We start from the raw sequence: 20,158 nt of genomic DNA on the forward strand, positions 1-20,158 counted from the left end.
AGCGTTCAGCTGCGAATCAGCCGCCAAGCCTCCTCCATGGTGAGCGGCTGCTTTATCCGTTCGGCCAGCATCGCCATGGCTCGCTCTTCCTCGCAAGCCACAGCGGCAACCACCACGCCGTTGTGGCCAAACAGGCCGATGAAGGGCGGATGCTCGGGTTCGCCCTTGAACTCGATTTCATCCCACTGGCTGGCGTGGCCCAGGTAGTCGTAGTTCCTGCCGAAGTGCCAGGTCCAGAAAAACGGCACATCCAGATAATGCTCATCGGCGCCCAACATGTTGGCGGCAGCGATGCGTGCGTGCTGCTGGGCCAGGCGCCAATGCTCAATGCGCTGCGGCTGGCCGCTCAGGGTGAACGTGGCGATATCGCCAATCGCCCATAGACCTTCGCAGACCCGCAGACCGGCATCGACGCGCAGTGACTGGTCTTTCTCCCTTGGCAGCGAAGCGAACGCTTCTGTGGCCGGATGCACACCAACCCCCGCCAGCACCAGATCCGCCGAAACGCGCAAACCGTTATCCAGCAGCACCGCCTCGACTTTGCCATCACCGGTGATTTCCCGGGCTTCGTGATCGGTGATGAATTTCACCCCGTGTTGTTCATGCAGCGCACGGATCGCCTTGCCCACCGCTTCGCCGAACTGCGCGGTAAACGGGATGGCGTGGCGGGCGATGACCGTGACATCGAGGCCGAACTGACGCAGGGCCGAGGCGCATTCGAGGGCGATAAAGCTGTCGCCGATGATCAGCGCCCGCTGCTCGGGTTTGGCGGTGCGCATGATCTGTTCGGCCTGGGCTTTCGAGCGCAGGACGAACACCTGCGGCAGGTCGGCGCCGGGCAGTTGCAGCGGATTGGGCTTGCCGCCGGTGGCGAGCACCGCGGCGTCGTAGCGCAGGGATTGGCCGTCGCTCAGATGCAGGGTTTTCGCTGAAGCGTCGAGGGCAGTGATTGCGCCTTGTCGGCGTTCGATGCGCTGCTCTTGATAAAAATCTTCATCGCGCAGAGGCGGAGTTTCCTGCGCCGACATCTCGCCGGCGAGGACGAATTTGCTCAGCACCGTGCGGTCGTAACCGGCCTCCGCTTCGCGGTCGAGCATGATGATCCGGCCACCGAAACCTTTCTCCCGCAATGCGGCCGCGCACGCCGTGCCGGCTGCACCTGCGCCGACAATCACAAAGGTGCGCGGATCATCGGCCGGAGGCGTGTGCGCATCCGGCAGCGGTTGATCATCGACCCAGACCTCATCGCCTCGTAACTCCAGCGGATAACGCTTGAGGCTGTCGAGGGCCGGTGGCTCGCACAACGCGCCGTCTTCGACGCGAAATGCGGCTTTATGCCAAGGACAGATCAGGCGTCCGTTGCACAGCGCGCCGTCAGCCAGTGGCGCCCCGGCATGTGGGCATTCGCCTTGAAATGCGCGCAGTTGGCCATTGGCGTGGAGCAGGACAATCTTGCGCTCGCCGATTTCGACTTGCAGGCCACGGTCTTCGGGGACATCGGCGACACGGGCGACACGGTGCAGGCTCATGTTCGTGCTCCTGACAGGCATTTCTCTTACGAGTTTGCGCCGCAGTGCGAGGTTCAGCCAATTGCCACTGCCAAGGTACGAACGGTACAGCTATAGTTTGCAGGCCGACGAAGGCCCAACTGCACAAGGTACTCCCGGAATGACCCGATTGACCTCTCTCAACCCTTGGCTGGCGGCCGTCGCCGTCGCCCTTTGCGTGCAGTTTCCGGCGCAGGCGGCCGAGCGCTTTACCCTCGACATCCCCGGTGTCTCGGACAACCGTCTGTTCACCTCGGCCGCCGCGAGCGATGCGACCGGTTGCGGTGGCAAGAACCAGTCGCCGGCGCTGGCGTGGAACGCCGGGCCTGCCGGTACTTTGAGCTACGCGATCGTCATGCACGACCCGGACGGCCAGAAAGGTGCTGGCGTCGATCACTGGATTCACTACGGCATCAAGGCCACCACCCGGCAGATCCCGGCCGGCGTCGGCGCCAAATCCAACCTCGAAGGCGTGGGCGGTACCAACACCAAAGGCACCACCCATTACATCGGGCCGTGCCCACCGGTTGGCGACAGCGCCCACCACTACATCATTCAGATCTACGCCCTGGATCTGGCCCCGGACGCCTTGCCCGCCGGTCTGACCCGTGCCGAGCTGATGGACAAAATCAAAGGTCACGTACTGCGTAACAGCAGCGTGGTGCGGCGTTATCACCGCTGAAAATATTTTCAGCGGCGTTTAACCCGATCTGAAGGGGCTGGCCGTCTCAGTGGATGAATGGATCACTTTCATCCCGAGGTCAGCCCCCATGTCCCGCTCCCTGCCTTTCCTGCGACCTGTTGCGGTCGGTGTGCTGTTGACCGTCGCCGGTTGCGGCGTGTCCTCTAATCCCGAATCGGCTGCCGTCCCGGCGCCGGCCCAACCACAGGCGTCGATTGAGCATGAGGCGCTCGTTGCCGACAGTGCGCTGGCCAAGCGCAGTGCGCGTCCGGCGCCGATTGCCAGTTTCGCGGCGATGCCGGCCCCGGAAAGTTATCCACAAGGCTATCGTGACGAGCAGCGCGAGCAATATCAGGCGCTGGCCGACAACCCGATCCACAGCGTGGACGAGGCTCCGGTCTCGACCTTCAGCGCTGACGTCGATACGGGTGCCTACGCCAACGTCCGGCGCTTGCTCAATCAGGGACGCCTGCCGCCGGAGGGCGCGGTGCGACTGGAAGAGATGGTCAATTACTTTCCCTATGACTACGCACTGTCCAGCGATGGTTCGCCCTTCGGCGTAACCACCGAACTGGCCGTCACCCCGTGGAATCCGCACACCCGCTTGCTGCGCATCGGCATCAAGGCCTCCGACCGGGCTGTGGCGGAGCTGGCCCCGGCGAATCTGGTGTTTCTGGTGGATGTGTCCGGCTCGATGGATCGCCGCGAAGGGCTGCCACTGGTGAAAAGCACATTGAAACTGCTGGTCGATCAGTTGCGCGAGCAGGATCGGGTGTCGCTGGTGGTGTATGCCGGCGAATCCCGCGTGGTGCTGGAGCCGACTTCCGGACGCGACAAGGCGAAAATTCGCACGGCCATCGAGCAATTGACCGCAGGCGGTTCAACCGCTGGTGCGTCGGGCATCGAACTGGCCTATCAAATGGCGCAGCAGGCGTTCATTCCCAAAGGCATCAACCGCATCCTGTTGGCCACCGACGGTGACTTCAACGTCGGCGTCAGCGACTTCGACAGCCTCAAACAAATGGCTGTGGATAAACGCAAAACCGGGATTTCCCTGACCACCCTGGGTTTCGGTGTGGATAACTACAATGAACACTTGATGGAGCAACTGGCCGACGCCGGCGACGGCAACTACGCCTACATCGACAACCTGCGCGAGGCGCGCAAAGTGCTGGTGGATCAACTCGGTTCGACCCTGGCGGTGGTGGCAAAAAACGTCAAATTGCAGGTGGAATTCAACCCGGCGCAGGTCAGTGAATATCGCCTGCTTGGCTACGAAAACCGCACCTTGAAGCGTGAGGATTTCAGCAATGACAAAGTCGATGCCGGTGAAGTCGGCGCAGGACACACGGTGACCGCGCTGTATGAAATTGTCCCGGCAGGTAAGCAGGGCTGGCTGGAACCGCTGCGCTACGGTAAATCGGAGAAGGTGGTTGCTGCGAAGGATGGAGAATTGGCGATGCTGCGTGTGCGTTATCAACAGCCCGAAGGTGGGAAAAGTCTGCTGATCGAGCGGCCGATTGCCGATCAGCTCGCACCGGCCAGTGAGGACCTGCGTTTCGCGGCGGCAGTGGCGGCGTTTTCCCAGCAGCTCAAGGACGCTCGCTACACCGGCGACTTCAGCCTCAAGGACACCGAAACCCTGGCCCGTGGCGCTCGCGGCGACGACCGCTTCGGCTTGCGCAACGAGTTCGTGCAACTGGTGGAACTGGCGCAAAGCCTGCGCACCTCAACCGCATCGATCGCGATGCCCACTGAGCGACGGATTGAATAGTGAGCCGCTTGCAAGGCTTCATCAGTCAGCTGTTTGCTACGCCAGACAGCCCGGCCGCCAGCAGCGATGAAACGCTGCTGGCGCGTTATCGCGAGGGCGACGGCGCGGCGTTCGAGATTCTGTACGCGCGCCATCGTCAGGGTTTGTATCGGTTTCTGCTCGGATTGAGCGGCAAACCGGAACTGGCTGACGAAGTCTTTCAGGACACCTGGCTGAGCCTGATCCGCAGCAACAGTCAGCCACAGGGACGGGCGACGTTTCGTACATGGCTGTTCCAGATTGCGCGCAATCGGCTGATTGATCACTGGCGCAAACACGGCGCACATCAGCCGCTGCACGACAGTTACGACGAACAGGCTCACGCGGTTGGCGACGACAGCAGCGATCCCGAACAACTGCTGAACCTCAGCCGCGACAGCCAGCGCCTGGAAAGCGCTCTGCAAACCTTGCCTGCCGATCAGCGCGAAGTGTTCCTGCTGCGTGCCCACGGCGACCTCGACCTGGCACAAATCGCCAGCCTCACCGAAACACCGCTGGAAACCGTCAAAAGCCGCTTGCGCTACGCCCAGCAAAAACTGCGTCGGCTGCTGGCCGAGGAGGTACTGACATGACTGACGCCCGCCAGACACCCGAAGAATCTGTGATCAAACATGTACGCGAACAGCACAACGTTGAACCGCCGGCGCACCTTGATGCGTTTATCCTCAAGGCTGCTCACCGCGAAACACCGGTGCCCAAGCCAGGCCTGTGGCAACGCTGGCTGCGGGCCTGTCAGAAGCCGCGTTGGCAGGTCGCATTTGCCAGCCTGGTCGGTGTGGCACTGATGCTGTCGCTGGTGCCACACACGCCGGAACCACAACCGCAATTCGACTTCGCCCCGGCGGCCAAACCGGCCGCGCCATTGGCGCGTAAACAAGCCCCGGAAGCGCAATCACTGCCCGCTCCACCCGCTGCGGCCATGTCCGCACCGGCACCGATGCTGGAAATGGCCGCGCCGATGCAAAGCGACTCGATCAGCGCCGATGAAGCCAGCCTCGGCAAACGCGCCGCCGCCCCGGCCAACGGCCTCGACACGCAACTGCGCGAAGTCCTGCGCCTGCGCGACTCCGGTCAGTCGCAAGCCGCTGACGCGCTATACAACAACCTGCACAAACGCTACCCCGGCGTGGACCTCGACCGGCGACTCGAAAAAATCCGCCAGAACTGACCGCTTGTTCACCCAGCCATTTGGCATTGCCCGGCAAAAACGCGCACTATCGGGCCATGGCTGAAGCGCTGGAGAACAAAGTGGCAGCAAAAATCGACCGCATCGCCCAACTCCTCAACTGCCCGCAGAAGGGCGAGGAGATGCGGCGCGCGATTACCGAGGCGCGCAAGGAGTTTCTGCTGAACCAGTCGGAAGAAGACGTCGTGGAAGAAGACGAGGTTTTTGAGGAGGTTGGGGAAGAAGAGGAAGACGACGATTACGATGAGTTTGACTGGACGACGGAGTGACCGTCGTCGCATGAAACACCGCGCCCACAAAAAAGCCCCGGACCATCACAGTCCGGGGCTTTCTCGTTTCAATTCATGGCGCACCAGGCGGGATTCGAACCCACGACCCCTGCCTTCGGAGGGCAGTACTCTATCCAGCTGAGCTACTGGTGCAGCGGGCGACATCATACCTAGGTCGGCTCGGGGCGTCCATGCCGGGTTTTGGCGGGTTTTGTCAGTGCGCGTGTCGGTGTGAAACGCTGCATTCCTTAAAGCTGTAACGTCCTGCAAAACCCTCGCTTGGCGCTTTTTCCTGGCTGATCTATGGTTTGGCTGCGGCCGGGGCTTTTTGCTCGTTGATCTGAAAAAACCAGCAAACGCTGGGATTTTGTTCTTTTTTTCGAACGACCTATTGTCCTTTACCCCCTTTGCTCCTACGATCCGTTTGAGATTTCAAACGCTCTTTGACGGGGTGTGGAAGCGCAGGTGCTGTGAATAACGCACGATCACTGCGCCTCACCCGGTAGATGATTTCCCTGACGGCAGCCTTGCGAGGCGCCTTTCTACAATCATAATTTTGCTCCGCGCAGGCCGCGGTGCTGTTAAGGAAAGCCGACATGCAGCTTAAAGATACCCAGTTGTTCCGCCAGCAAGCCTTCATTGATGGCGCTTGGGTCGATGCGGACAACGGTCAGACGATCAAGGTCAACAACCCGGCCACCGGCGAAATTCTCGGTACCGTGCCGAAAATGGGCGCCGCCGAAACCCGCCGCGCCATCGAAGCCGCTGACAAAGCGCTGCCGGCCTGGCGTGCACTGACCGCCAAGGAGCGTGCAGGCAAGCTGCGTCGCTGGTTCGAACTGATGATCGAGAACCAGGACGACCTCGCGCGCCTGATGACCCTCGAGCAGGGCAAGCCGCTGGCTGAAGCCAAGGGCGAAATCGTTTACGCCGCGTCGTTCATCGAGTGGTTCGCCGAAGAAGCCAAGCGTATCTACGGTGACGTGATCCCGGGCCACCAGCCGGACAAGCGTCTGATCGTGATCAAGCAGCCAATCGGTGTGACCGCAGCGATCACCCCGTGGAACTTCCCGGCGGCGATGATCACCCGTAAAGCCGGCCCTGCGCTGGCCGCCGGTTGCACCATGGTGCTCAAGCCGGCTTCGCAAACCCCATTCTCCGCCTTCGCTCTGGCTGAACTGGCGCAGCGCGCCGGCATCCCTAAAGGTGTGTTCAGCGTGGTCTCCGGCAGCGCCGGCGACATCGGCAGCGAACTGACCAGCAACCCGATCGTGCGCAAGCTGTCCTTCACCGGCTCGACCGAAATCGGCCGTCAGCTGATGTCGGAATGCGCCAAGGACATCAAGAAAGTCTCGCTGGAACTGGGCGGCAACGCGCCGTTCATCGTGTTCGACGACGCGGACCTGGATAAGGCCGTCGAAGGCGCGATCATTTCCAAATACCGCAACAATGGCCAGACCTGCGTCTGCGCCAACCGTCTGTACATTCAGGATTCGGTCTACGACGCGTTCGCCGAGAAGCTGAAAGTGGCGGTGGCCAAGCTGAAGATCGGCAACGGTCTGGAAGAAGGCACCACCACTGGCCCGCTGATCGACGAAAAAGCCGTGGCCAAGGTGCAAGAGCACATCGCTGACGCCGTGGCCAAAGGCGCCACCGTGCTGGCCGGTGGCAAGCCGATGGAAGGCAACTTCTTCGAGCCGACCATCCTGACCAACGTGCCGAAAGACGCGGCTGTCGCCAAGGAAGAAACCTTCGGCCCGCTGGCGCCGCTGTTCCGCTTCAAAGACGAAGCCGAAGTGATCGCGATGTCGAACGACACCGAGTTCGGTCTGGCGTCCTACTTCTACGCTCGTGACCTCGGTCGTGTGTTCCGCGTGGCGGAAGCGCTGGAATATGGCATGGTCGGCGTCAACACCGGGCTGATCTCCAACGAAGTCGCGCCGTTTGGCGGCATCAAGGCCTCGGGCCTGGGCCGTGAAGGCTCCAAGTACGGCATCGAGGATTACCTGGAAATCAAATACCTCTGCCTGGGCATCTAAGCCGGGAAAGGGATCGCTGCAAACGCAAAGGGCACGAGAGCGCTGTCCCTTTGCGTCGTTTCAAACCGGAATTTTCTCTGCGGCCAGGAACGCCGTGGCAGTCGATCATCGCATGCTGCCACCGCCGATTTCTCCCGCTTAATCCTTGAACCACGCCGCCCGATGAGCGGTGAATGAGGACTGTAATGAGCAAGACTAACGCTGAACTGATGGCCCGTCGTACCGCAGCTGTTCCACGTGGTGTTGGCCAGATTCACCCGATCTTCGCTGAATCGGCGAAGAACGCTACCGTGACTGACGTTGAAGGTCGTGAATTCATCGACTTCGCCGGCGGTATCGCTGTGCTGAACACCGGCCACGTGCACCCGAAAATCATCGCCGCCGTAACCGAACAGCTGAACAAGCTGACCCACACCTGCTTCCAGGTACTGGCCTACGAGCCGTACGTTGAGCTGTGCGAAAAGATCAACGCCAAGGTGCCAGGTGATTTCGCCAAGAAAACCCTGCTGGTGACCACCGGTTCCGAAGCCGTGGAAAACGCCGTGAAAATCGCCCGTGCCGCCACTGGCCGTGCCGGCGTGATCGCCTTCACCGGCGCTTACCACGGTCGCACCATGATGACCCTGGGCCTGACCGGTAAGGTCGTGCCTTACTCGGCCGGCATGGGCCTGATGCCAGGCGGCATCTTCCGCGCGCTGTACCCGAACGAACTGCACGGTGTGAGCATCGACGACTCGATCGCTTCCATCGAACGCATCTTCAAGAACGACGCCGAGCCGAAAGACATCGCCGCGATCATTATCGAGCCGGTGCAGGGTGAAGGTGGTTTCTACGTCGCGCCGAAAGAATTCATGAAGCGTCTGCGTGCCCTGTGCGACCAGCACGGCATCCTGCTGATCGCTGACGAAGTGCAGACCGGCGCTGGCCGTACCGGGACCTTCTTCGCCATGGAACAGATGGGCGTTGCTGCCGACCTGACCACTTTCGCCAAATCCATCGCTGGCGGCTTCCCGCTCGCCGGTGTCTGCGGCAAGGCCGAATACATGGACGCCATCGCTCCAGGCGGCCTGGGCGGCACCTACGCCGGTAGCCCGATCGCTTGCGCTGCGGCGCTGGCCGTGATGGAAGTGTTCGAAGAAGAGCAACTACTGGACCGATGCAAGGCTGTCGGCGAGCGTCTGGTAACCGGTTTGAAGGCCATCCAGGCCAAGTACCCGGTGATCGGTGAAGTGCGTGCGCTGGGCGCGATGATCGCGGTCGAGCTGTTCGAAAACGGCGACAGCCACAAGCCAAACCCGACCGCCGTTGCGGCTGTCGTAGCCAAGGCGCGCGACAAGGGCCTGATCCTGCTGTCCTGCGGCACCTACGGCAACGTGCTGCGCGTTCTCGTACCGCTGACCTCGCCGGACGAGCAACTGGACAAAGGTCTGGCGATCATCGAAGAGTGCTTCTCGGAGCTGTAATTCCGGGCACTGTGTGATCTGATCGAGAAAAACCCGCTTCGGCGGGTTTTTTTATGCCTCGAAAACCCTTTTGCGCTGTATCGATAGGCCAGCATTGGCTAAGGTTCAGGCATTGCAAGGGAGAGCGCGCATGACCGCCGTTGATTTACCCGCCGTACCCCGAGTGCTGATTGCCGAGGCTGATCCATGGTCTCGTGACCTGCTTAAACAAGTGTTGCTCAACGTGCGCTGTGATGCGCGGCTGGACTTGTGTGCCGATGGCCAGCAAGCCATGTCGTTACTCAGCGAAGTGCCTTATGACCTGGCCATTGTCGATTGGGAGTTGCCGGGCATTGATGGTTTGAGCGTGCTGCGCAGCGTGCGCCAGCGCAAACGCAATCCGCCGCTGCCGTTCATTCTGATGAGCAGTCGCAACGACAGCGCCAGCGTGCGCGAAGCCATCCCGTTGGCCCCGACGGCCTATCTGACCAAACCGCTGAACATGGAAAGTCTGACCGAGCGGCTGCAGGGTTTGCTGCTGAATGCGGGTGAAGAGGTGTTCTGCGAAGTGCCGACGCTGGCGCCGGGCATGACCTTGTCGGTGTTCCTTGAGCGGCGTCGCGAGCAGGCCGACGGCGCGCCATTGATGACCGATGTGCAAGTGGCGGTCAAACGCAGCCTCAACCCCAATGGCCTCGACCTGAAGCTTCTGGAAGAAGAGATCCGTACCGATCCGCAGATCACCGCCGTGCTGATCGCGGCCGCCAACAGCGCGGCGCAGCATCATGGCGCGGCGGTGCAGACCCTGGCGCAGGCGCTGCATCGCCTCGGCACCGGGCAGAGCATGAACCTGATCCTCGGCCTGGCGCTCAAACGCAGCGCCAAGCTCAGTGACCCGTGCCTGGCGGATTACGCCGAGCGCTATTGGGGGCTGTCGCTGCACACGGCGGAATACGCGCGTACGTTGGCGCGCCTGCTCGATCTGGATCAGGAACGTTGCTACTGCGCGGGCATGCTGCATCGTCTCGGTGACCTGGCGTTGCTGCGTTGTTTGCAGGAGTGGAAGCAGGCTGGCGGCGAGCTGGATGAGTGGGAGGAGGTCGGTGACGCGCTGGCGGAGTTTGGCGCGGCCTACGGTTCGGCGCTGCGTACACGCTGGCGCCTGCCGCTGGAGCTGCGCGAGTTGATTGCGTCGGTCTATCAGCTCGGTGGCGGGGTCTATTCCCGGGAAGCGTTGGTGATGAACATGGCGGCGCAGATGGCCCGTCTGACCGAGCATGAGGGCGTTGAAGAGCTGGCGAAGAGTCGTACGGCGCGGCTGCTGAAGATCGGGCTGCCGGAATTGATGCGGATGCGTAAGTAACCGACGTTTTAACAAACCCCCTGTGGGAGCGGGCTTGCTCGCGAAGGCGGTGTATCAGCCAACATAAGGGCTGAATGACCTACCGCCTTCGCGAGCAAGCCCGCTCCCACATTGGATATTTGGGTTGCTGAAATTCTGGATCAGGCAGAAATGATCCGGTTCTTGCCCTGCCGTTTTGCCTCGTACATGGCCGCATCCGCTCTGGCGAACAGTCTCTCGAGACTGTCGTCGCCATCCCTGAGGCTGGTCAGGCCCTGGCTGACGGTGATGCCGAATGTCTGCCCCTCGTGGTTGAAACTCAGGCGCTGAATCTCCTGCTGCAGCCGCTCGGCCACTTGCAGCGCCATGTCCGGTGCGCAACCGGGAAACACCGCAGCGAACTCCTCGCCGCCAATGCGCCCGAACAGATCGCCCCGGCGTAACGACCCACGTCCGCATTCGGCGATCCGTTGCAGCACGTTGTCACCCGCCGGGTGGCCGTAGCTGTCGTTGATCAGCTTGAAATCATCGATGTCCAGCAGCAGGAAGGCCAGTGGTGCACCTTGCAGGCGCGCCTCTTCGAACTCGCGGTTGGCGCATTCGAAGAAGTGTCGGCGGTTGCTGCTCTGGGTCAGCACGTCGGTGGTCGCCAGGCGATGCAGCTCGGTTTCCATGTGCTTCTTGTCGGTGATGTCTTCGGCGATGCCGACGATGATCACCGGTTGCCCGGGTTCGTCCTGACGGTTGATGAAGCACTTGTCGCTGAGCCAGCGCACCTGACCGTCGGCGGCGATGATCCGGTACTCGCGGTCTTCCACAGCACCTTTTTGCAGCACTTCGGCAAGGCTGCGTTCGGCATAGTCGAGGTCGTCGGGGTAGATGCTGTCGCGCCACTGGTTGTAGTCGGCCAGCAACAGGCCTGCGGAGCGACCGAAAATCCGCTCGTAGGCAGGGCTGACATACAGCACCTGACGGGTTTCCCAATTGAACGCCCAGAGCACCGCGTTGACGCTCACCAGTAATGAACTGAACAGTTGTTCGCGCTCGCTCAGCCGGGCGACTTCGCCTTGAGCGTGCATCAGCGCCATCAGGGTTTGCGCGGCCTCGGGCCACTGCGCAAGGGATGAGTCTTTTTGATTGTTGTTGACCATCGGCACATTTCTCAAAAGGTGTGCCGCAATTTCGACAACGGCCACAGTACAGCCCGCCGGGGTGGCGAAGTGTCTTTGAGATAGGGCTTTCGGTGCTAAGTTCCGCGCTTTTGTAGAGAGGGAGCCTGCTCCCGCCGGGCGGTAGAGATGACGCGTTTCAGCAATGAGAACGCGTCGACAAATTTGCGGTAGCTGCGCTACCTATCGGGGATGAATCCCCTCGCCACAGGGGATTCGTTCATGGCGGTCAGGCTGCGGCGGGGCGCAGCGAGTAGGTTTTCAGCTGGTCGGCGAATTCACGCAGGGACTGGATGCCGCTGGCTTCGGCCTCGTGCACCCATTCCTTGATGGCGGCGAGCATGTCGTGGCCATTGGCGCTGGTCTTGACCCAGATCTGCTGCAGGGCCAGGCGTTTTTCGTAAATGACCTTCAGCGCCTGGCTGTGCTCGAGCATGTTCTGGATGCGCAAGTGATGACGGTCTTCCAGCAGGCTGGTTTCCCGCGACAGCAGGCGCTTGGCCCGATGGAATTGATGGCGTACCGAATGATCGACCTTGTCCAGCTCCTGCTTGACCAGCGGGCCGATCACCAATTTGCGGTACTGGGCCATGATCTGGAAGCGGTTGTTGAGGATCGCCATGGCGGTATCCATGTCCAGATGGCCCTTGCCTTCGACGCGGTGGGCAATCGGTGCCACACGCTGCACCTTGGCCAGACCGAAGAAGCTGAAGACCTTGATCCACGCCCAGCCGAGGTCGAACTCCCACTTCTTCACCGACAGCTTGGCCGAGTTGGGGTAGGTGTGATGGTTGTTGTGCAGTTCTTCGCCGCCGATCAGGATGCCCCACGGCACCAGATTGGTCGCCGCGTCGCGGCATTCGAAGTTGCGGTAGCCGATGGCGTGACCCAGACCGTTGACCACGCCGGCCGCCCAGACCGGGATCCACATCATCTGGATCGCCCAGATGGTGATGCCGATGGTGCCGAACAGCAGCAGGTCGATGACGCCCATGATCGCCACGCCCAGCAACGGGTAGCGGCTGTAGAGGTTGCGCTCGATCCAGTCTTCGGGGCAGTTCTTGCCGTAGATGCGCAGGGTCTCCGGGTTCTCGGCTTCGGCGCGATACAGCTCGGCGCCTTTGCGCAGCACGGTGGACAGACCCTTGATGACCGGGCTGTGCGGGTCATCTTCGGTTTCGCATTTGGCGTGGTGTTTGCGGTGGATGGCAGTCCACTCGCGGGTGTTCTGCGCCGTGGTCAGCCACAGCCAGAAACGGAAAAAGTGTTTCAGGCCGGCATTCAGCTCGAGCGAGCGATGGGCCGAGTAACGGTGCAGATAGACCGTGACGGCGACAATTGTCACGTGGGTCATCAGCAGGGTGACCGCGACCAGAGACCAGGCCGACAAGCCAAGAAAACCTTCGTACCACATAGGCTATAGGGCCCTCGATAAAGATAAAAACAGCCGTTGCATTATCACCAAGCACACAGATAAAACCAGTCGCCCTTTCAGATAAGAGTCGCTGGATGTTTCTTGACCTATAATTCCAACCTTTTTTGTAGGGACATGGACAGCCGAATGCCTGCCACTTACCGCGATGCCTTGCGTGCAGCGCTGCTTTACCTGTTGCTTGCTGTGGTCTGGCTGCAGGGAACTGGTTACTTATTGAACAGTTTCTTTGATGAGTCTGTCGATCTGCAGCGATGGCAACTGATCAACGGTTACGTCTGGGCTGCCGTCAGCGCTGGCCTGATTTTCCTGGCACGGGCCAGATTGTGCGAATTTCTCGGCATTGGTGCGCGGCTACGCGAGCGTCAGTCTGACCGTGAACGCTTGCGTCAGGCGGCAGCCGTGTTCGATTGCACCCGCGAAGGGGTGCTGGTCACCAACCGTCAGGGCCTGATCGTGCACGTCAACCGTGCGTTCATGGAAATCACCGGCTACCAGTACGACGAAGTTCTCGGCCATCAGCCAAGCCTGTTCAAGTCCGGCCACCATCCGCCGGGCTTTTACCGGGCGATGTTCGCCACGCTGGAGAGCGAGGGCGAATGGAGCGGTGAGATCTGGAACCGGCGCAAGAGCGGCGAGATTTATCCACAGTGGCAGACCATCCGCGTGATTCACGATGATCAGGGCCGGCTCAGTCACTACGTGGCGGTATTTTCCGACATCAGTGCGATCAAGGACTCCGAACACGAGCTCAAGCACCTCGCACACCACGACCCGCTGACCGACCTGCCCAATCGCCTGTTGTTCAGCGACCGCGCCGAGCAGGCGCTGGCCTCGGCGCAGATCCACAAGCGTGGCTGCGCCCTGCTGATGATCGATCTGGATCACTTCAAGATGATCAACGACAGCCTCGGGCACAACGTCGGCGATCGCCTGCTCAAAGCGGTGGCGGCGCGCCTGCAGGACCTGTTCGGCCCCGGGATTACCCTGGCACGGCTCGGCGGTGACGAATTCGCGGTGCTGGCGGAAAGTTGTCCACAACTGGTTCAGGCAGCGGCGCTGGCCCAGCGCATTCTCGATGCGCTGAAGGAACCGTTCAGCATCGAGCGGCATCAGCTGTTCATCAACGCCAGTATCGGTATCAGCCTGTTCCCCAGTGATGCATTGAGTGCCGATCAATTGCTGCGCAATGCCGACGCCGCGCTGTTCAAGGCCAAGAGCAGCGGGCGTAACGGCTACGCGCTGTACACCGAAGAGTTGACCGCCCATGCGCAGCAACGGGTCGAGATTGCCTTCGAGCTGCGTCGCGCGCTGGAGCAGCAGGAGCTGCGCGTCTATTACCAACCGGTTCACGATTTGCACAGCAGTCGGCTGATCGGCGTCGAAGCGCTGGTGCGCTGGGAGCATCCGCAGCGCGGTCTGGTGTCACCGGCGGAATTCATCCCGATCGCCGAGCGCACCGGGCTGATCGCCGAAATCGACGCCTGGGTGATGCGTCAGGCGTGTTCGCAGATGTGTCAATGGCAGCAGGCCGGGATTGTGTTGTCGTTTGTCGCGGTGAATGTGTCGTCGCGCCTGTTTGCCCGGCGTGAGCTGTATCAGCAGGTGGCGCAGGTGCTGCACGAGACCGGGCTGGATCCGGCGTATCTGGAGCTGGAAGTCACCGAAAGCGCGGTGATGGATGACCCGGAAGTGGCGCTGGAGCAGATGCATCGCTTGCGTGAATTGGGCATTCGCTTGGCCATCGATGACTTTGGCACCGGGTACTCGTCGTTGTTGCGGCTCAAGCGCTTGCCGGTGCAGAAGCTCAAGATCGATCAGGGTTTTGTCGCCGGTCTGCCGTGGGACGAGGACGACGCAGCCATCGTTCGCGTGATCGTCGCCCTGGCTCGCAGCATGGGCATGCAGGTGCATGCCGAAGGCATCGAGCAGGCCGAGCAGGCGGCGTTTCTGCTGGAGCAGGAATGTGATCTGGGGCAGGGGTACTGGTTTGGGCGGCCGGTGTCGGCGGGGGAGATTGATTGGGCGAAAGCCCCTGTTATCGGTTAACAGTCCTGTCATGGCTGACACAAAAACCTGTGGTGAGGGGATTCATCCCCGATGGGTCGCGCAGCGGCCCTGAAAAACAGGGACTGCTACGCAGTCCATCGGGGATGAATCCCTCACTACAAGGTTTCATACAGGCTTCAAACTCGTTGAACACCGCGCAAACCCTTGCCCCGTCAGATAATGTTTTCTAGTTATATAAACATTCTTAAATAGTCTTTTTAAGAATATCTGCGCCTCTCTTATATTGCTCCCACGCCGAACGCAGTGCCGCCCACTGCCAGGCACATCCCATTCAAAGGAGCAGCACCATGAGCGCATCCCTTCGCAGCGTTGACGGTCAGGACGAAACCACCATCTTGCGTGAAATCCAGAGCGCCCTGCGCGATCTGCGGTTTGGCGCGGTGGAGATCACTGTGCACAACGCCCAGGTCGTGCAGATCGAACGCAAAGAGAAATTCCGTTTGCAGCAGCCGGGTAACAAGCCGAGCTGAAAAAGATCGCAGCCTGCGCCAGCTTTTGCAGGGGGCTGTGCGCAAGCGCTGGCGCAGGCGGCGATCTTTGAATGAGCAACCCGATTCCAGCAACACATAAGAAAAAGCCACCACCAAGAATTCCAGGAGCTTTCACCATGTCGTCGATTCGCCGTTACGCTTTGGCCGCTCTGGCCAGTGCTGTGTTTGCCGGTTCCGCGGTTGCCAAGGATTACGAACTGCTCAATGTGTCGTACGACCCGACGCGCGAGCTGTATCAGGACTACAACGCCGAATTCATCAAGTTCTGGCAGAAGGATCATGCCGGCGACACCGTGAAAATCCAGCAGTCCCACGGTGGTTCGGGCAAGCAGGGCCGGGCGGTGATCGACGGTCTGCGCGCCGACGTCGTGACCCTGGCACTGGCCGGCGACATCGACGAAATCGCCAAGCTCGGCAAGACCCTGCCGGCCGACTGGCAGAAGCGTCTGCCGGACGCCAGCACCCCGTACACCTCGACCATCGTGTTCCTGGTGCGCAAGGGCAACCCGAAAGGCATCAAGGACTGGGGCGACCTGGTCAAGAACGACGTCTCGGTGATCACCCCGAACCCGAAAACCTCCGGCGGTGCGCGCTGGAACTTCCTCGCCGCGTGGGCCTATGGCCTGAAAGCCAACGGCGGCAGCGAAGAAAAAGCCAAAGAATACGTACAGACCCTGTTCAAGCACGTGCCGGTATTGGACACCGGTGCTCGTGGCTCGACCATCACCTTCGTCAACAACGGTCAGGGTGACGTGTTGCTGGCCTGGGAAAACGAAGCGTTCCTGGCACTGAAAGAAGACGGCGGCGCTGACAAGTTCGATATCGTTGTGCCGTCGCTGTCGATCCTTGCCGAACCACCGGTGGCGGTGGTCGACAAGAACGCCGAGAAGAAGGGCAACGAGCAGATCGCCGAAGCCTATCTCAAACACCTGTACAGCCCGGCCGGTCAGGAGATCGCCGCGAAGAACTTCTACCGTCCACGCGACAAGGACGTGGCGGCGAAGTACGCCCAGCAGTTCCCGAAACTGGAACTGGTGACCATCGACAAGGACTTCGGCGGCTGGAAATCCGCGCAGCCGAAATTCTTCAACGATGGTGGCGTGTTCGACCAGATCTATCAGGCGCAGTAATCTGAATCAAAATGAGCCTGAAGTTCAGGCACTTGAGATGTGGGAGTGAGCTTTTGTGGTGAGGGGATTTATCCCCGATGGGTTGCGCAGCAGCCCCAATGCCGACCTTTGCGGTGGATCAAATCTACCGCGAGCTCTGGTTTTGGGGCAGCTACGCTGCCCATCGGGGATAAATCCCCTCACCACAGGGCTCGCTCCCACATTGATGCGTTTTCAACCAGGGACTTTTATGTCGCGTCGTATCTCCCCCGTCATACCCGGCTTCGGGCTGACGCTGGGTTACACCTTGGTGTACCTCAGCCTGATTGTGCTTATCCCGCTGGCGGCGATGTTCGTCCACGCCGCCCAACTCACCTGGGATCAGTTCTGGACGATCATCTCCGCACCGCGCGTGCTGGCTGCTCTGAAGCTGAGCTTCGGCACCGCGCTGTGTGCGGCGATCATCAACGGCATCATCGGTACGCTGCTGGCCTGGGTGCTGGTGCGCTACACCTTCCCCGGGCGTAAGGTGATCGACGCGATGATCGACCTGCCGTTCGCCCTGCCGACGGCGGTGGCCGGTATCGCCCTGACCGCGCTGTACACCCCGACCGGTCTGGTCGGCCAGTTTGCCGCCGACCTCGGTTTCAAGATCGCCTACACCCCGTTGGGCATCACCTTGGCGCTGACTTTCGTCACGCTGCCGTTCGTGGTGCGCACGGTGCAACCGGTGCTGGCTGACATTCCCCGTGAAGTCGAAGAAGCCGCCGCCTGCCTCGGCGCGAAACCGTTGCAGGTGTTCCGCCATATCCTGCTGCCAGCGCTGTTGCCCGCCTGGCTGACCGGTTTCGCCCTGGCGTTCGCCCGCGGGGTCGGCGAGTACGGTTCGGTGATTTTCATTGCCGGCAACATGCCGATGAAAACCGAGATCCTGCCGCTGCTGATCATGGTCAAACTCGACCAGTACGATTACACCGGTGCCACTTCCATCGGCGTGCTGATGCTGGTGGTTTCCTTCGTCCTGTTGCTGCTGATCAACTTGCTGCAGCGGCGCATCGAAACCCCATAAGGAGGCGCGAACCATGTCCCAATCGTCTATTGCGGCCGCGTCCTCGGCCAACGCTGCACGCCGTGGCAGCGCTACTTCGCGGCGCGTGCTGATCGGTCTCGGCTGGCTGATCTTTTTCCTGTTTCTGGTACTGCCGCTGTTCATCGTGGTCTCGCAGGGTCTGAAGAACGGCCTCGGCGCATTCTTCACGGCGATCTTCGAACCGGACGCCTTGTCGGCACTGAAACTCACGGTGATCGCCGTGCTGATTTCGGTGCCGCTGAACCTGGTGTTCGGCGTCAGCGCTGCGTGGTGCGTGAGCAAATATTCGTTCCGCGGCAAGAGCATGCTGGTGACGCTGATCGACCTGCCGTTCTCGGTGTCGCCGGTGATCGCAGGTCTGGTCTACGTGCTGATGTTCGGCGCTCAGGGCCTGTTCGGGCCGTGGCTGCAGGATCACGACATCCAGATCGTCTTCGCCCTGCCGGGCATCGTGCTGGCGACGATCTTCGTCACCGTGCCGTTCGTGGCCCGTGAGCTGATCCCGCTGATGCAGGAACAAGGCACGCAGGAAGAAGAAGCCGCGCGGCTGCTCGGCGCTAATGGCTGGCAGATGTTCTGGCATGTCACCGTCCCCAACATCAAGTGGGGGCTGATCTATGGCGTGGTGCTGTGTACCGCGCGGGCCATGGGTGAGTTCGGTGCGGTGTCGGTGGTTTCCGGGCACATTCGCGGGGTGACCAACACCTTGCCGCTGCACGTCGAGATCCTCTACAACGAATACAACCACGTGGCCGCGTTCGCCGTGGCGAGCCTGTTGCTGATCCTGGCGCTCTTCATCCTGCTGCTCAAGCAGTGGAGCGAAAACCGTATCAACCGCCTGCGCGCCAGCGCCGCGGAGGAATAATTCATGTCGATCGAAGTGCGTAACGTCAGCAAGAATTTCAATGCGTTCAAGGCGCTGGACAACATCAGCCTGGACATCCACAGCGGTGAACTGGTGGCGCTGCTCGGCCCGTCCGGCTGCGGCAAGACCACGCTGCTGCGGATCATCGCCGGCCTGGAGACCCCGGATCAGGGCAACATCGTGTTTCACGGCGAAGACGTCTCCGGTCACGACGTACGTGATCGCAACGTTGGTTTCGTGTTCCAGCACTACGCCTTGTTCCGGCATATGACGGTGTTCGACAACGTCGCGTTCGGCCTGCGCATGAAACCGAAAAACCAGCGCCCGAGTGAAAGCCAGATCGCCACCAAGGTGCATGAGCTGCTGAACATGGTGCAGCTGGACTGGCTGTCGGATCGCTACCCGGAGCAACTGTCCGGCGGTCAGCGTCAGCGTATCGCCCTGGCCCGTGCCTTGGCGGTGGAACCGAAAGTGCTGCTGCTCGACGAGCCGTTCGGCGCTCTCGACGCCAAGGTGCGTAAAGAGCTGCGCCGCTGGCTCGCACGCCTGCACGAAGACATCAACCTGACTTCGGTGTTCGTGACCCACGACCAGGAAGAAGCGATGGAAGTCGCCGACCGCATCGTGGTGATGAACAAGGGCGTGATCGAGCAGATCGGCTCACCGGGCGACGTCTACGAAAACCCGGCCAGCGATTTCGTTTATCACTTCCTCGGCGACTCGAACCGCTTGCTGCTCAGCGACGACAACCATGTGCTGTTCCGTCCGCACGAAGTGTCGTTGTCCAAGCATGAACTGGAAGATCACCACGCCGCGGAAGTGCGCGATATTCGCCCGTTGGGTGCGACCACGCGGGTGACGTTGAAGGTGGAAGGGCAGACCGATCTGATCGAGGCCGAAGTGGTGAAGGATCACGACAGCCTGATCGGACTGGCCAAGGGTGAAACGCTGTTCTTCAAGCCGAAGGTCTGGCAGAAAGTCGCCAGTCTTTAAGATCAAAAGCTTCGCGAGCAGGCTCGCTCCCACAGGGAAATACATTCCAAATGTGGGAGCGAGCCTGCTCGCGAATGCGCTCTACACAGCCGCGCGATTCGGATTGACCCGCACCACCCCCGCCCGCGCCTCGATCTGCTCTTTCAACTCATGGCGCATGCCGAGCAGGAACGCCACTTCGGCCACGACAAACAGCGGCCCGACAATCAGCCCGCTCACGTCATCGACGAACGCCGGTTTGCGCCCCTCATAGTGGTGCCCGACAAACTGGATCACCCAGCCAATCACGAACATCGCCAGCCCGCTGCTCAGCCAGACCATGGTGCTCTGCTGCGCCAGCGTGTGCCCGGCCCAGACCGACAGCCCCATCAACAGCGTCATCAGCACGCCCAGCTTCAGTTCCAGGCGCAGGTAGAACCACGCCGACGCCAGCGCCAGCAGCACCGCCGGAGAGATCCACAAGCCGCCCAGTGACCATTCTGGTCGCGACAGCAACACCGCCACCGCCACCACGATCAGCGGAATGCCGATAAAGTGGCTGGCGATGTTGCGCGGGTCGCGGTGGTAGGCGGCGTATTGACTGAGATGGTCGACGAGGCTTTTCATTGTTGTTCCTCCT

The 20,158-nt window shown here is 61.0% G+C and carries 18 protein-coding genes and 1 tRNA gene; 14 read left to right on the forward strand and 5 right to left on the reverse strand.

Annotated features, from left to right (window positions below; translation table 11 throughout):
• Positions 1-5: 5 nt before the first annotated feature.
• On the reverse strand, positions 6-1,529 hold the full coding sequence (locus V3W27_RS12110; RefSeq protein WP_330206690.1) for an FAD-dependent oxidoreductase: 1,524 nt from the start codon (positions 1,527-1,529) through the stop codon (positions 6-8).
• A 139-nt stretch (positions 1,530-1,668) separates the two neighbouring features.
• On the opposite strand from V3W27_RS12110, the gene V3W27_RS12115 reads away from it, so the two are divergent.
• From V3W27_RS12115 to V3W27_RS12135, 5 genes are all read left to right on the forward strand, one after another.
• The gene (locus V3W27_RS12115) at positions 1,669-2,229 is read left to right on the forward strand and encodes a YbhB/YbcL family Raf kinase inhibitor-like protein (protein ID WP_330206691.1); all 561 of its coding nucleotides are present in this window, start codon (positions 1,669-1,671) and stop codon (positions 2,227-2,229) included.
• An 88-nt stretch (positions 2,230-2,317) separates the two neighbouring features.
• The gene (locus V3W27_RS12120; RefSeq protein ID WP_330206692.1) at positions 2,318-4,003 is read left to right on the forward strand and encodes a vWA domain-containing protein; all 1,686 of its coding nucleotides are present in this window, start codon (positions 2,318-2,320) and stop codon (positions 4,001-4,003) included.
• Between the two features lie 29 nt (positions 4,004-4,032).
• A complete protein-coding gene (locus V3W27_RS12125; RefSeq protein ID WP_330206813.1) occupies positions 4,033-4,614 on the forward strand; it encodes an RNA polymerase sigma factor in 582 nt (193 codons plus the stop codon).
• The gene (locus V3W27_RS12130) at positions 4,611-5,210 is read left to right on the forward strand and encodes a hypothetical protein (protein ID WP_330206693.1); all 600 of its coding nucleotides are present in this window, start codon (positions 4,611-4,613) and stop codon (positions 5,208-5,210) included. The genes V3W27_RS12125 and V3W27_RS12130 overlap by 4 nt, the downstream gene beginning before the upstream one ends.
• A 56-nt stretch (positions 5,211-5,266) precedes the next feature.
• A complete protein-coding gene (locus V3W27_RS12135) occupies positions 5,267-5,497 on the forward strand; it encodes a hypothetical protein (protein ID WP_007963505.1) in 231 nt (76 codons plus the stop codon).
• A 76-nt stretch (positions 5,498-5,573) separates the two neighbouring features.
• On the opposite strand, the gene V3W27_RS12140 is transcribed toward V3W27_RS12135, so the two are convergent.
• A tRNA-Arg gene (locus V3W27_RS12140) sits at positions 5,574-5,650 on the reverse strand.
• Between the two features lie 443 nt (positions 5,651-6,093).
• On the opposite strand from V3W27_RS12140, the gene gabD reads away from it, so the two are divergent.
• The 3 genes from gabD to V3W27_RS12155 all read left to right on the forward strand — a co-directional run bounded on the left by gabD (position 6,094) and on the right by V3W27_RS12155 (position 10,341).
• Positions 6,094-7,536, forward strand: coding sequence for an NADP-dependent succinate-semialdehyde dehydrogenase (gene gabD, locus V3W27_RS12145; protein ID WP_007963502.1), 1,443 nt, complete (start codon positions 6,094-6,096; stop codon positions 7,534-7,536).
• A 185-nt stretch (positions 7,537-7,721) separates the two neighbouring features.
• Positions 7,722-8,999, forward strand: coding sequence for a 4-aminobutyrate--2-oxoglutarate transaminase (gene gabT, locus V3W27_RS12150; protein WP_003220503.1), 1,278 nt, complete (start codon positions 7,722-7,724; stop codon positions 8,997-8,999).
• Between the two features lie 130 nt (positions 9,000-9,129).
• A complete protein-coding gene (locus V3W27_RS12155) occupies positions 9,130-10,341 on the forward strand; it encodes a response regulator (RefSeq protein ID WP_330206694.1) in 1,212 nt (403 codons plus the stop codon).
• Positions 10,342-10,481: 140 nt separating this feature from the next.
• Here V3W27_RS12155 and V3W27_RS12160 read toward each other — a convergent pair whose 3' ends face one another.
• Entirely contained in the window at positions 10,482-11,471 is a 990-nt protein-coding gene (locus V3W27_RS12160; protein ID WP_330206695.1) for a GGDEF domain-containing protein, read from the reverse strand.
• A 247-nt stretch (positions 11,472-11,718) separates the two neighbouring features.
• Positions 11,719-12,903 (reverse strand): delta-9 fatty acid desaturase DesA, encoded by a 1,185-nt coding sequence (desA, locus tag V3W27_RS12165; RefSeq protein ID WP_027611144.1) that lies wholly within the window; start codon positions 12,901-12,903, stop codon positions 11,719-11,721.
• A gap of 147 nt (positions 12,904-13,050) precedes the next feature.
• Between desA and dibA the strand changes: the two genes are divergently transcribed.
• The 6 genes from dibA to V3W27_RS12195 all read left to right on the forward strand — a co-directional run bounded on the left by dibA (position 13,051) and on the right by V3W27_RS12195 (position 19,539).
• A complete protein-coding gene (gene dibA, locus V3W27_RS12170; protein WP_103368628.1) occupies positions 13,051-14,970 on the forward strand; it encodes a phosphodiesterase DibA in 1,920 nt (639 codons plus the stop codon).
• 308 nt (positions 14,971-15,278) lie between these two features.
• Positions 15,279-15,461: a sulfur starvation response protein OscA gene (gene oscA / locus V3W27_RS12175; protein ID WP_003220508.1), complete on the forward strand. Its 183-nt coding sequence runs from the start codon at positions 15,279-15,281 to the stop codon at positions 15,459-15,461.
• 137 nt (positions 15,462-15,598) lie between these two features.
• Positions 15,599-16,612, forward strand: a complete 1,014-nt coding sequence (locus V3W27_RS12180) for a sulfate ABC transporter substrate-binding protein (RefSeq protein WP_027611146.1) — start codon at positions 15,599-15,601, stop codon at positions 16,610-16,612.
• Positions 16,613-16,841: 229 nt separating this feature from the next.
• Positions 16,842-17,660 carry a sulfate ABC transporter permease subunit CysT gene (gene cysT / locus V3W27_RS12185; RefSeq protein WP_007952818.1) on the forward strand — a complete coding sequence of 273 codons (819 nt, stop codon included), beginning with the start codon at positions 16,842-16,844 and terminating at the stop codon, positions 17,658-17,660.
• A gap of 13 nt (positions 17,661-17,673) precedes the next feature.
• Entirely contained in the window at positions 17,674-18,546 is an 873-nt protein-coding gene (cysW, locus tag V3W27_RS12190; protein WP_003220512.1) for a sulfate ABC transporter permease subunit CysW, read from the forward strand.
• A 3-nt stretch (positions 18,547-18,549) separates the two neighbouring features.
• Positions 18,550-19,539 carry a sulfate/molybdate ABC transporter ATP-binding protein gene (locus tag V3W27_RS12195; RefSeq protein ID WP_003220514.1) on the forward strand — a complete coding sequence of 330 codons (990 nt, stop codon included), beginning with the start codon at positions 18,550-18,552 and terminating at the stop codon, positions 19,537-19,539.
• Positions 19,540-19,620: 81 nt separating this feature from the next.
• Here the strand turns inward: V3W27_RS12195 and V3W27_RS12200 are convergent, their stop codons facing one another.
• The gene (locus V3W27_RS12200) at positions 19,621-20,145 is read right to left on the reverse strand and encodes an Mpo1 family 2-hydroxy fatty acid dioxygenase (protein WP_096796908.1); all 525 of its coding nucleotides are present in this window, start codon (positions 20,143-20,145) and stop codon (positions 19,621-19,623) included.
• Positions 20,146-20,158: the final 13 nt, after the last annotated feature.

The organism is Pseudomonas sp. AM14(2022), assembly GCF_036346455.1.
Taxonomy (GTDB): domain Bacteria; phylum Pseudomonadota; class Gammaproteobacteria; order Pseudomonadales; family Pseudomonadaceae; genus Aquipseudomonas; species Aquipseudomonas putida_A.

Coding starts and splice junctions, on each gene's coding strand:
- dibA (WP_103368628.1), top strand. CDS start 13,051: ATGCCTGCCACTTACCGCGATGCCTTGCGTGCAGCGCTGCTTTACCTG.
- V3W27_RS12130 (WP_330206693.1), top strand. CDS start 4,611: ATGACTGACGCCCGCCAGACACCCGAAGAATCTGTGATCAAACATGTA.
- gabD (WP_007963502.1), top strand. CDS start 6,094: ATGCAGCTTAAAGATACCCAGTTGTTCCGCCAGCAAGCCTTCATTGAT.
- V3W27_RS12135 (WP_007963505.1), top strand. CDS start 5,267: ATGGCTGAAGCGCTGGAGAACAAAGTGGCAGCAAAAATCGACCGCATC.
- V3W27_RS12200 (WP_096796908.1), bottom strand. CDS start 20,145: ATGAAAAGCCTCGTCGACCATCTCAGTCAATACGCCGCCTACCACCGC.
- V3W27_RS12180 (WP_027611146.1), top strand. CDS start 15,599: ATGTCGTCGATTCGCCGTTACGCTTTGGCCGCTCTGGCCAGTGCTGTG.
- oscA (WP_003220508.1), top strand. CDS start 15,279: ATGAGCGCATCCCTTCGCAGCGTTGACGGTCAGGACGAAACCACCATC.
- cysT (WP_007952818.1), top strand. CDS start 16,842: ATGTCGCGTCGTATCTCCCCCGTCATACCCGGCTTCGGGCTGACGCTG.
- V3W27_RS12120 (WP_330206692.1), top strand. CDS start 2,318: ATGTCCCGCTCCCTGCCTTTCCTGCGACCTGTTGCGGTCGGTGTGCTG.
- V3W27_RS12110 (WP_330206690.1), bottom strand. CDS start 1,529: ATGAGCCTGCACCGTGTCGCCCGTGTCGCCGATGTCCCCGAAGACCGT.
- desA (WP_027611144.1), bottom strand. CDS start 12,903: ATGTGGTACGAAGGTTTTCTTGGCTTGTCGGCCTGGTCTCTGGTCGCG.
- V3W27_RS12115 (WP_330206691.1), top strand. CDS start 1,669: ATGACCCGATTGACCTCTCTCAACCCTTGGCTGGCGGCCGTCGCCGTC.
- V3W27_RS12160 (WP_330206695.1), bottom strand. CDS start 11,471: ATGGTCAACAACAATCAAAAAGACTCATCCCTTGCGCAGTGGCCCGAG.
- V3W27_RS12195 (WP_003220514.1), top strand. CDS start 18,550: ATGTCGATCGAAGTGCGTAACGTCAGCAAGAATTTCAATGCGTTCAAG.
- cysW (WP_003220512.1), top strand. CDS start 17,674: ATGTCCCAATCGTCTATTGCGGCCGCGTCCTCGGCCAACGCTGCACGC.
- gabT (WP_003220503.1), top strand. CDS start 7,722: ATGAGCAAGACTAACGCTGAACTGATGGCCCGTCGTACCGCAGCTGTT.
- V3W27_RS12155 (WP_330206694.1), top strand. CDS start 9,130: ATGACCGCCGTTGATTTACCCGCCGTACCCCGAGTGCTGATTGCCGAG.